At 32.4% G+C, this 11,250-nt stretch carries 10 protein-coding genes and 1 pseudogene; 7 read left to right on the plus strand and 4 right to left on the minus strand.

Annotation, left to right across the window (positions count from 1 at the left end; all coding sequences use genetic code 11):
* Positions 1-81 precede the first annotated feature (81 nt).
* The 5 genes from RMN92_RS03475 to RMN92_RS03495 all read left to right on the plus strand — a co-directional run bounded on the left by RMN92_RS03475 (position 82) and on the right by RMN92_RS03495 (position 7,144).
* Positions 82-2,124: an insulinase family protein gene (locus tag RMN92_RS03475; RefSeq protein WP_309608072.1), complete on the plus strand. Its 2,043-nt coding sequence runs from the start codon at positions 82-84 to the stop codon at positions 2,122-2,124.
* Positions 2,125-2,284: 160 nt separating this feature from the next.
* The gene (locus RMN92_RS03480) at positions 2,285-2,977 is read left to right on the plus strand and encodes a hypothetical protein (protein ID WP_309608073.1); all 693 of its coding nucleotides are present in this window, start codon (positions 2,285-2,287) and stop codon (positions 2,975-2,977) included.
* A gap of 14 nt (positions 2,978-2,991) precedes the next feature.
* Complete coding sequence (locus tag RMN92_RS03485; RefSeq protein ID WP_309608074.1) at positions 2,992-3,495, plus strand: DUF6702 family protein; 504 nt, start codon at positions 2,992-2,994, stop codon at positions 3,493-3,495.
* Between the two features lie 58 nt (positions 3,496-3,553).
* A complete protein-coding gene (locus RMN92_RS03490) occupies positions 3,554-5,809 on the plus strand; it encodes a M1 family metallopeptidase (protein WP_309608075.1) in 2,256 nt (751 codons plus the stop codon).
* A 282-nt stretch (positions 5,810-6,091) separates the two neighbouring features.
* A complete protein-coding gene (locus tag RMN92_RS03495) occupies positions 6,092-7,144 on the plus strand; it encodes an NAD(P)/FAD-dependent oxidoreductase (RefSeq protein ID WP_309608076.1) in 1,053 nt (350 codons plus the stop codon).
* 223 nt (positions 7,145-7,367) lie between these two features.
* Here RMN92_RS03495 and RMN92_RS03500 read toward each other — a convergent pair whose 3' ends face one another.
* On the minus strand, positions 7,368-8,234 hold the full coding sequence (locus RMN92_RS03500) for a DMT family transporter (RefSeq protein WP_309608077.1): 867 nt from the start codon (positions 8,232-8,234) through the stop codon (positions 7,368-7,370).
* 103 nt (positions 8,235-8,337) lie between these two features.
* Here RMN92_RS03500 and RMN92_RS03505 point away from each other — a divergent pair, with 103 nt between their 5' ends.
* On the plus strand, positions 8,338-8,892 hold the full coding sequence (locus RMN92_RS03505; RefSeq protein WP_309608078.1) for a heavy metal-associated domain-containing protein: 555 nt from the start codon (positions 8,338-8,340) through the stop codon (positions 8,890-8,892).
* A gap of 83 nt (positions 8,893-8,975) precedes the next feature.
* Here RMN92_RS03505 and gldD read toward each other — a convergent pair whose 3' ends face one another.
* From gldD to mutY, 3 genes are read right to left on the minus strand one after another with little or no spacing between them, the layout of a single operon-like run.
* The gene (gldD, locus tag RMN92_RS03510; protein WP_309608079.1) at positions 8,976-9,539 is read right to left on the minus strand and encodes a gliding motility lipoprotein GldD; all 564 of its coding nucleotides are present in this window, start codon (positions 9,537-9,539) and stop codon (positions 8,976-8,978) included.
* Between the two features lie 9 nt (positions 9,540-9,548).
* A complete protein-coding gene (locus RMN92_RS03515; protein WP_309608080.1) occupies positions 9,549-9,971 on the minus strand; it encodes a single-stranded DNA-binding protein in 423 nt (140 codons plus the stop codon).
* Positions 9,972-10,011: 40 nt separating this feature from the next.
* Positions 10,012-11,043, minus strand: coding sequence for an A/G-specific adenine glycosylase (mutY, locus tag RMN92_RS03520; protein WP_309608081.1), 1,032 nt, complete (start codon positions 11,041-11,043; stop codon positions 10,012-10,014).
* A gap of 129 nt (positions 11,044-11,172) precedes the next feature.
* Between mutY and RMN92_RS03525 the strand changes: the two are divergent.
* Positions 11,173-11,250 (plus strand): annotated as a pseudogene (locus RMN92_RS03525) (integration host factor subunit beta); the annotation flags it as partial.

Raw genomic sequence — 11,250 nt, forward strand, 5'->3', positions numbered from 1 at the left:
TTGCAAATAAATATTTAAATGCAAACCAACGATTAATTCTTGATTACATTCCATCTAAAGACAAAGCGCAAAACTAAAAAAATGAGAAAAATAATTATATTGACAAGCCTGTTTTTAACATTTACATCTATGCAGTCACAAACAGATCGAAAACAGCCTAAAGCAGGACCAGCTCCAACAGTAAATGTGGGCAAACCACAACGATTTTCATTGCCAAATGGATTGAAAATTATGGTGGTTGAAAACAGCAAATTACCACGAGTTTCTTTCAATCTTCAAATTGACAACGCACCTTTTGCGGAAGGAAATAAAAAAGGAGTTGATGATTTAACCAGCGCCATGATGGGCAAAGGCACAAAAACAATTTCTAAAGATGCTTTCAATGAAGAAATTGATTTTATTGGAGCCAACATAAATTTTTCTGCCGATGGTGCTTACGCTAGCGGATTGTCCAAATACGCGGGAAGAATTCTTGAATTAATGGCGCAAGGCAGTCTAGATCCAAATTTCACACAAGAGGAATTGGATAAAGAAAAAGCAAAAATGATTGAAGGTTTAAAATCTGAAGAAAAAAATGTTTCTGCTGTAGCCAACCGTGTTGAAAATTTTTTAACTTTTGGCAAAAATCATCCTAGAGGCGAATATATAACAGAACAAACCATCAATAATATAACTTTAAATGATTTAGTTCAACATTACAACACTTATTTCGTTCCTGAAAATGCTTATTTAGTTGTCATAGGCGATGTGAAATTTGCGGAAGTTAAACAAAAAGTGGAAGCCTCTTTTGAATCTTGGACCAAAGCCACTGCTCCACAATTGACTTATTCAGACCCGAGAAATGTGCAGTACACTCAAATCAATTTTATTGATATGCCCAATGCAGTTCAATCTGAAATTTCGGTTGTAAATACTGTAAATTTAAAAATGACCGACAAAGATTATTTTGCTGCAATTGTGGCAAATCAAGTTTTGGGTGGCGATTTTAATAGCTACTTGAATATGAATTTGAGAGAGAAGCATGGTTGGACCTATGGTGCACGTTCTAGCATCAGCGGAAGCAAATATGTAACAAAATTTAAATCATCTTCTCAAGTTAGAAATGCAGTGACAGACAGTGCCGTTGTCGAATTTATGAATGAACTAAAACGCATTCGCAAAGATAAAGTTTCTGATGAAAATTTAAAAAATGTAAAAGCAGGATTTATTGGCAAATTTGTAATGCAGATTCAAAAGCCTGAAACAGTTGCGCGATACGCATTAAACACAGAAACTCAAAAACTTCCAGCAGATTTTTATGAAAATTACATCAAAAGTATCAACGCCGTAACTGCTGACGATGTTTTAAGAGTTGCAAATAAATATTTCTTAACAGACAATACTCGTATTATTGTAACTGGAAAAGGTAGTGAGGTAATCAAAGGTTTGGAAAAACTAAAAATGCCTATTTTCTATTTTGACAAATTTGGCATGCCATCCAAAAAAACCGAACAGAAAAAAGTTGCTGATGGAGTAACAGTAAAATCTGTAATAGACAAATATATTGCAGCAATTGGTGGCGAACAAACTGTAAAATCTGTGAAAACTACTGCTACGAAAGCTACGGCTACTGTACAGGGAATGCCCATGGAAATGACTATGAAAAACTCTATCGACGGAAAATCGTTGGTTGAAATGACAATGATGGGAAATTCTATGATGAAACAAGTAGTCTCTGATAAATCAGGCTATTCAGTTCAGCAAGGGCAACGAAAAGAATACGATGCTGCAAAATTGGCCGAAGAAAAAATTGATGCTTTGCCTTTTCCTGAAACGATTTTAGCCACAAAATCTGATGTCCAACTTTTGCCAATTCAAACTGTAGATGGAAAAGAAACTTATGCAATCAAAGATGGCAAAAAAACATATTTCTTTGATGTTGTATCTGGATTGAAAACTAGTATTTCTTCGGAAATGGAAGCAAATGGTCAGAAAATGAACCAAGTTGTAAATTTTTCTGATTATAAAGAAGTAAAAGGAATTAAATTTCCACATAAAATGGTTTTAAATGTAGGTATGGAAATAGAATTAATCACTTCCGAAATAAAAATTAATGAAGGTGTAAGCGAAGATGATTTTAAATAATAAGTTTAAATTTATAACAAATGTCTCGAGAAATTGAGACATTTGTCATTTATACCATATTAACAAAAATTTATCAAGCTATTAATACCAAATTGTGAAAATACCAAACTATTTTTACGCCATGTATATTAAAATCTTTAACAGAAAAAGTTTTATATTGATGCTTTTTTTTCTATTACAAAATTGCTTCTCGCAATCAGTTTTAAATGGGAAAATAGTTTCGGAAGCTTCAAATATTGATGGAATTATCATCATCAACATTAGCAACAATAAAACGAGTCAAAGCAAAAAAGATGGCCTTTTTTCTATACAAGCCAAACCAACAGATACTTTATATTTTTCTGGTATGCAAATTATCGATTCAAAAATTATACTCAAAGAATCAGATTTTTTAAAAGATTTATGCTACATCCGACTAAAATCTCAAATCAACCAATTGGAGGAAGTCGTTATCGAAGATTATAATAAAATTAATAGTGTTTCAACAGGAGTTTTATCAAAACCAGCAAAAAAGTATACAGTTGCAGAAAGAAGAATTCGGGAAGCTACAACTGGCGGTGGAATTATACCACTAAATCCAATTATAAATGCCATTACTGGAAGAACAGCAAAACTTAAAAAAGAATTAGAAGTTGAAAAACGTGAACGCCTTCAAAATAGATTATCAGGTTGGTTTCAGGAAGATTATTATACTCAGAACTTAAAAATTCCATCGGAATATATTAAAGGGTTTCAAATTTTTGTTCTTGATGATGATCGAATAATAGCCAGTTTGAAAGCAAAAAACAAAACCATGACTACTTTTTTATTATCTGGTTTGGCAGAGAAATATTCAAAAGTTATTGCTCCATAATTCAATCTTTTTAAATGAAAAAAATATTTATTTCTAGTTTACTTTTTTTAATTATTGTTGGGTTTTCTTCTTTTTCGATTCATAAATTCTATGTTTCTATTTATCAAATAAATTATGTTTCTGAAAAGAAAATGGTTCAAATAACTTCCAGAATTTTTGCGGATGACTTAAACGCAGTTTTAAATAAAAAATATAAAGTAAAAACACATTTAGGTGAAACTCTAGAATCTGAACAAGATATTATTTTAATGAAAAAATATTTATTAGAAAATATGTCAATTAAAATCAACAGCAAAGCTCAAGAGCTCAATTATCTTAGTTCAGAAAAAGAAGGCAATATAATTATTTGCTATTTAAAGGTTAAAAACACATCAAAAATAAAAACATTCGAAATTCGAAACACTTGTCTTTTAGAATTGAATGATGAACAACAAAATATAATGCAAATTAACATTTTTAACAAAAAAGAAAATATCTTATTTACCATCAATAATGTGAAAGCTTTGTTAAAACTATAACAAAAAGATATTGTTAAATAAAAATAATTAATTTTATGCCTTGACAATTTCAAAAACTATGAAAACTACTATTACTTCATTTTTCTTTTTACTTGCAATTTCAACTTCAATAATAGCGCAAGAGACCAAAGAAACACCAAAATTAAAAGAGCAAGGACATAATGATGTTAACAAATTCAGACAAATGTATGAAGAATTTGCTACGCCAAATATGTACAGAACAGCTTCTGGTGCGCCAGGTCCAGAATATTATCAGCAACAAGCGGATTATAAAATGGATATCGAGCTCGATGATAAAAATACCAAATTGTATGGAACGGAAACCATTACCTATACCAACAATGCCAAAGAATCACTAGAATATTTGTGGTTACAATTGGATCAAAACATGATGGCGAAAACATCAAAAACGCCTTTGGTTAGAGATACAAAAATAGATCCATCATTAAGTGCCGCAGGTTTTTCAAGAACTTTTTTAGAAGAAAAATTCGATGGAGGTTTCAAAATCGAATATGTAAAAGATGCATTGGGAAAACCAGTTTCTTATACGATTAACGAAACCATGATGCGTATCAATTTAGAAAAACCTTTGGCAAAAGGGCAAAAAATGATTTTGAATATCAAGTGGTGGTATAATGTCAATGATTATATGATAGACGGTGGTCGTTCTGGTTTTGAGCAGTTCAAAGATGGAAACAGACTGTATGTTTTAGCGCAATTTTATCCAAGAATGGCGGTTTATAATGATGTGGAAGGTTGGCAAAATATGCAATTTTGGGGCAGCGGAGAGTTTGCACTGCCTTTCGGAAATTACGAAGTAAACATTACAGTTCCAGCAGATCACGTCATGGAAGGCACTGGGAATTTAATGAATAGAGCGGAAGTTTTTTCGCCAGAACAAGTACAACGATATACAAAAGCACAAACTTCTTATGACAATCCAGTCATTATTGTTACACAAGCAGAAGCCGTAGCGAAAGAAAATTCTTTTTCGGACAAAAAGAAAACCTGGAAATTTAAAGCCGAAAATGTTCGTGATTTTGGAATTTCTACCTCAAGAAAATATATTTTAGACATGATGGCCGTTAAAATGGCATCGAAAACAGTTATGGCAGTTTCGCTTTATCCAAAAGAAGGCAACCCACTGTGGGAAAAATTCTCGACCATGGCAGTAGCACATACTTTAAAATCCTACTCAAGTCATACTTTCGATTATCCATATCCAAAAGCGGTTTCAGTAAATGCTCAGGATCAGGGAATGGAATATCCAATGATTTGTTGGAATTTTGGTCGTCCAGATGCCGATGGGAAATATTCGGACGATGTAAAGTACGGAATGCTTGGCGTAATTATTCACGAAGTAGGTCACAATTATTTTCCAATGATTGTCAATTCAGATGAGCGTCAGTGGACTTGGATGGACGAAGGTTTGAACACTTTTATGCAATATATGGCAGAAACAGAATGGACAGAATCTAAATTTCCATCGCGTCGTGGTCCCGCAAAAAATATTGTTCCATACATGAGTGGCGCACAATCTGGTCTTGAACCAATTATGTCAAATTCGGAAGTTTTGAAACAATTTGGAAACAATGCTTACGGAAAACCAGCCACCGCATTAAACATTTTGCGTGAAACCATTATGGGGCGCGAATTGTTTGATTATGCTTTCAAAACCTATGCAAATCGTTGGAAATTTAAGCATCCAACACCAGAAGATTTCTTTAGAACAATGGAAGATGCATCGGCTGTAGATTTGGACTGGTTCTGGAGAGGTTGGTTTTATTCAACCGATTATAACGATATTGGAATCAAAGAAGTAAAGCAATTTTTTGTAAGCAACGACGAACCAAAAGGTTACAAAGCGCCAGAAATTACAAGACGAAACAGATTTGCAGCCACTGGTCCAAAAGTATATATGGTAGCAGACGGCAGCGAAGGCTACAAACCAGAATTAAATAAACCCTTGAATATTAAGGAAGTAAAAACCCTCGATGAATATGTAACTACAAAATTTTCAGAAGCTGAAAGAAGCAAACTGGAAACACCAAACTATTTTTATGAAGTAACTTTCAATAAGCCAGGCGGATTGGTCATGCCAATTATTGTTGAATTGACTTTTGAAGATGGTACAACTCAAAACTATACTTTTCCCGCACAAATTTGGAGAATGAATGATCTTGAAGTTTCAAGAACTTTCGCCACCAAAAAAGTCGTAAAGAAAATTTTAGTAGATCCAAAATTGGAAACTGCAGACGTTGATGTAACCAATAATACTTGGCCAAAACAAGTAGAAAAGTCTAAATTTGACTAATTATTTAGCATTTGTTTATGCTACAAAAAATTGAAATTATCAGATTTAAACAATAACTTTGCAAACTCAAAACTCTTGCAAATAAGTAGGGCGTGACACTCATAAAAATCCTAAGAAATTTTGGAATTTTTACGAGTGTCGGGCTTTCGGCTTTATCTTTTTTTATTTTGTCATATTGAGCTTGTCGAAATACAAAAATAAAAAAAGGATATCGCCTCAATCCCTCACGCAAACCAACTATATTTTCAAAGTTTACATTCGTTAAGATTTAAGACAAAAAGAATGATTGAAACAGACATACTTATTATTGGAGCTGGTCCAACAGGGCTTTTCACCGTTTTCGAAGCAGGATTACTCAAATTGAAATGTCATATTATAGATGGTTTGCCACAGCCCGGAGGACAGTTAACTGAATTGTATCCTAAAAAACCAATCTTCGATATTCCGGGTTATCCAGAAGTACTAGCAGGCGATTTGGTAGACAATTTAATGGAGCAAATCAAACAATTTCAACCCGGATTTACACTAAATGAAAAAGCCGAAACCATTGAAAAACTCGAAGATGGAACATTCATTGTAACAACCGATAGAGGAACACAACATCATGCCAATTCTGTTGCTATTGCTGGTGGACTTGGAAGTTTTGAACCTAGAAAACCGCTCATAAAAGATATAGAATTCTACGAAGAAAAAGGTGTTGAATACTTTGTAAAAAACCCTGAATTGTTTCGTAATAAAAAAATTGTTATTGCGGGCGGAGGTGATTCGGCACTTGATTGGAGCATTTTCTTGTCCAATGTAGCATCAGAAGTTACTTTAATTCACCGCCGAAATGAATTTCGCGGCGCACTCGATTCTGTCGAAAAAGTACAAGAACTCAAACATTCTGGCAAAATTCATTTGGTAACTCCTGCGGAAGTTGTTGGTCTAAATGGTTCGGAACATATAGAATCTATTGATATTGAAGAAAACGGAGCGCATCGCAATTTGAAAACAGACTATTTTATTCCTCTTTTCGGGCTCACACCAAAATTGGGAGCTATTGCAAATTGGGGATTGGAAATTGAAAAAAATGCTATTAAAGTTAATAATTCGCTCGACTACCAAACCAATATTGAAGGAATTTATGCCATCGGTGACGTGAATACCTATCCAGGAAAATTAAAACTCATTCTTTGTGGTTTCCACGAAGCCACACTCATGGTTCAAAGCGTATACCAACGCATGAATCCAGGAAAAAAACACGTCTTAAAATATACTACTGTTTCAGGAATTGATGGATTTGATGGCACACGAAAAGAAGCCGAAAAAGCAGTTGTTAAAGCAATTGATTAGATACTCAAAATCAGACACGAATTGCACTAATTTACACTAATTTACACAAATTATTTTCGTATAAATTGGTGCAATTCGTATAAAACTTTTAAATAAGCTGAAAAACAGACACGAATTATACAAATTATAATGAAGTTATTTTTGTGAAATTAAACTAAATTTTAATTAGTGAAAATTAGTGTAATTCGTGTGAAAATTTTAAATAACAATATATAAAACTAAATTATTTCCTACTCGCCATATAAACACCAACCAATATTATAAAAGCACCTAAAAACTGGATTGGAGTTAACATTTCATTATCCAATAATCCCCAACCAAAAGCCACAACAGGAATTAAATAAGTGACAGAAGTTGCAAATACTGGTGATGAGATTTGTATGATTCGAAAGAATATTAAATTTGCAATTCCAGTTCCAACTACGCCCAATATTGCAATATAAATCATAGAATTCTGGGTTTTTGGAATAAAAACCACCTCACTAAAACCAGAAAAACTTAATACAATTATTGCAGGAATGGTCATAAGCGCAAAATTTCCAACGCTTATTGTCATTGGACTTAAATCAGATAAATATTTCTTTATCAAATTCACATTTGTAGCATAACATAATGAAGCAATTATAATAAAAATAGCATAAAAATAATTTTGATCTGGGTGATTGACTGCGCCATTGTAAACCAATAATATACTCCCAACCAATCCAATTAAAACACCTATTATTTGACCGCGTTTGAAGGTCAATCCAAAAAATGAAATTCCAATAATCAGCGTATTCATTGGAGTGAGCGAATTTAATATAGCACTCACAGAACTGTTAATTTGAGTTTGCGCATAGGCAAACAAAAAAACTGGCAGAAAGGTGCCAAAAAATGCTGTCATTGCAATGTATTTCCACTGTAAACGAGGAATTTTTGCCAATGATTTAAAACCAATTAATAATAGAAAAATGGACGTAAAAAGTATCCTCAGGGAACCTACTTGAAAAGCATTCAATCCTACGAGTCCTCGTTTAATTAAAATGAAAGAACTTCCCCAAATTAATGACAACACAATCAATAAAAACCATTTGCTATTTTTAGTAAACATACTTTGAATTTTGAATTCCCAAAATTCTGTTATTTTTATGAATAACTTATTGTTTTTTATATATTTTTGTTTGTAATTTTATTTCACTTAAAATTTTATATTTATGAAAACTACTAAATTAACATTTGCATTTTTAATTGCAATAGGAGCATTGTTTGTGAGTTGCAAAAAAGAAACAGCGCAAACAAAGCTTGAAACAGCAACGACTACATCAAACCAAATTGCTAAAGCAGAAACTACAAGTTTTAATATTGAAGGAATGACTTGTGCTGTAGGATGTGCAAAAACAATAGAAAATAAATTGGCTGGCTTGGAAGGAATTCAAAAAGCAACTGTCGATTTCGATAAAAAAACAGCTACAATTCAATATGATGCAGCTATACAAACTCCTGAGAAATTGGTTGAATTTGTTGAGGCAGTTGCAGATGGTAAGACTTATAAAGTTTCTAATGTAAAATCGTCTGCTGACAAGGCCATGCTGTATCAAGAAAAACAAGACCAAGAAAAAGATAAAAAAGCAGATAGAAAGAAAAAGAAATCTAAAGCTAGCGCAGATGAAGCAAGTGCATCTAGCACAACTGTAGCAAAAGAGGAAAAAAAAGCGGGTTGTTGTGCAGGTAAAAAAGCGTGTAGTTCAGAAAAACCTGCAACGATGTAGTATTTATAATAATCCAAATATATTCTAAGAATTATATTTGACTTACATATTATGAAAAACAAACTCACTACGGTGGGTTTTTTTTATTTCCATTTTAAACTTTCCATCAAAACCCTTAAATCATTTTTTACATATTCGGAAGCTGGCAAAACTGAATCATAATTGGGTTTTGCATAAAAATAAACCGAACCTACTAAAAAATGTTTCACACTATCGGTCAAATAAAACTGCGATTGTGAGGCTGCGTTTCCGCCCACTTCATAAAACATTCCGTAAGTTTTTTTGTCTCTATTCACAAAAGGTTGTTCTAGGATTTCATCCGCTTTTTTTACATGCTCGTAGGTGAGTTTTTGAGCATCACGCAACAAAGAATTTATGTTTTTATTTACTGGTTTATAATTAAGGTAAACGGTAGCTTTTAAGTTTGGATATTCTATATCAAAATTGCAATTTCCTTTGTCTATAATATTTCCTAAAATATTATAATTAAAACTATATCCACAAGTTCTATCGAACACTTTGTATTTTGGTTCAGGATAATCCAAACTTAGATAACTTTTCGGCTTTGGCAAAACATCATCTTTACAACCAATAACTAAAGCTGAAATTAAAAAAAAACAAAAAACTTGAAAATATCTTGTATTCATATATAAGTATTAAAACGGCAAATCGTTTTCCAGATTTGAGTTAAATGTGGTTTTCTTTGGAGATTCTGATTCAGTTTTTGAATTTTCAGTATCCTTTTTGGTATTCAAAAAGGTAAATTCTGTTACTTGAATTTCGGTTGTATATTTTGTTGAGCCATCTTCAGCTTGCCACTGGCGAGACTTTATTCGACCTTCAACATAAATTTTATCACCTTTGGACAAGTATTTTTCACATATTTCTGCTGCTTTATTTCGCACTACAACATTGTGCCACTCAGTTGAAGTAATTTTCTCGTTGGTCGATTTGTTGATGTAAACCTCATTTGTTGCCAACGGAAATCTGCCAATGCAATTGCCACCATCAAAATAATGCATTTTAATATCTTCACCCAAATGACCAATTAGCATCACTTTATTTAACGTTCCACTCATTTTAATTTATTTTCAATAATTTCAAAGGTAACCATTTTAATCAAAACTTATTCTTCTCAATAAAATTGTGTAGTACAATAGGAAATGGGAATTTATTCAAACTTTCAAAATCCAAACCATTTTCAAAAACGTTGTTTTGTTTTATTTTCCAGAATTTGATATTTAGATGTTGGTGCGTTAACTTGTGAATAATTGCATCAGATTCAAGTAATCTAATGTCAGAAATATTTTCTATTTTGCTTTTTATTAATGATAAAATTTCTACATCTGAAGTTTCTATTTCAGTTTCCACTAATGGCAATTCGTATAAATTATGCCAAATTCCTTTTTCTGTTCGCTTGTTGATTGTAGTTTTATTTTCGTTATCAAAAATATACAAGTAGTTTAAAAACCGATGCTTTACTTTCAATTTCTTGATTTTAACAGGAAGCTGATTCACTTTATCAAGTGCCAAAGCTGCACAACTATTATTTAAAGGACAAATACTGCAATTGGGATTTTTTGGCACACATTGCAAAGCACCAAACTCCATAATGGATTGATTGAATAACGCTGGATTTTCTTTAGAAATCACTTCAAAAGCCAAATCTGTAAATTCTTTTTTGGCTTTTGCCGATGCAATATCTGTTGCTACATCAAAATAACGAGCAAGCACGCGATATACATTTCCATCGACCACAGGAACAACTTCATTGTAAGAAAAAGAAGCAATTGCGGCAGCCGTATATTCTCCAACACCTTTTAATTTTAATAAATCGTTATAATTTGTTGGAAAAATTCCGTTCAATTCCGATGCAATATATTTTGCGGTGGTGTGCAAATTTCTAGCCCTGGAATAATAGCCCAAACCTTGCCAAAGTTTTAAAACCTGTTCTTCGTTGGCATTTGCCAAATCAAAAACAGTTGGAAATGTTTGTGTAAATGCCTCATAATAAGGCAATCCTTGCGCAACTCGGGTTTGTTGCAACATGATTTCTGATAACCAAATATAATACGGATTTGTGGTTTTTCGCCATGGCAAATCTCGTTTTTTATCTAAATACCACGTTGCTAATATCTTACTAAAACTCATTGTAAATAATTGATTCGCAAAAATAAATCTTTATATGATTAAATTTTAATCATTTATACATTAAATATTGTTTAAATAATTTATATATTTGCAACCTCAAAAATTTACACAAATTTAATTATATTCAAAATGACAAAAGCAGATATCGTAGCTAAAATTTCAGAGAAATTAGGACTAGAAAAAGGTGATGTACAAGCTACAGTGGAG

It is taken from the genome of Flavobacterium sp. (assembly GCF_031363805.1).
GTDB lineage: Bacteria > Bacteroidota > Bacteroidia > Flavobacteriales > Flavobacteriaceae > Flavobacterium.

Coding starts and splice junctions, on each gene's coding strand:
- RMN92_RS03475 (WP_309608072.1), top strand. CDS start 82: ATGAGAAAAATAATTATATTGACAAGCCTGTTTTTAACATTTACATCT.
- RMN92_RS03480 (WP_309608073.1), top strand. CDS start 2,285: ATGCTTTTTTTTCTATTACAAAATTGCTTCTCGCAATCAGTTTTAAAT.
- RMN92_RS03485 (WP_309608074.1), top strand. CDS start 2,992: ATGAAAAAAATATTTATTTCTAGTTTACTTTTTTTAATTATTGTTGGG.
- RMN92_RS03490 (WP_309608075.1), top strand. CDS start 3,554: ATGAAAACTACTATTACTTCATTTTTCTTTTTACTTGCAATTTCAACT.
- RMN92_RS03495 (WP_309608076.1), top strand. CDS start 6,092: ATGATTGAAACAGACATACTTATTATTGGAGCTGGTCCAACAGGGCTT.
- RMN92_RS03500 (WP_309608077.1), bottom strand. CDS start 8,234: ATGTTTACTAAAAATAGCAAATGGTTTTTATTGATTGTGTTGTCATTA.
- RMN92_RS03505 (WP_309608078.1), top strand. CDS start 8,338: ATGAAAACTACTAAATTAACATTTGCATTTTTAATTGCAATAGGAGCA.
- gldD (WP_309608079.1), bottom strand. CDS start 9,539: ATGAATACAAGATATTTTCAAGTTTTTTGTTTTTTTTTAATTTCAGCT.
- RMN92_RS03515 (WP_309608080.1), bottom strand. CDS start 9,971: ATGAGTGGAACGTTAAATAAAGTGATGCTAATTGGTCATTTGGGTGAA.
- mutY (WP_309608081.1), bottom strand. CDS start 11,043: ATGAGTTTTAGTAAGATATTAGCAACGTGGTATTTAGATAAAAAACGA.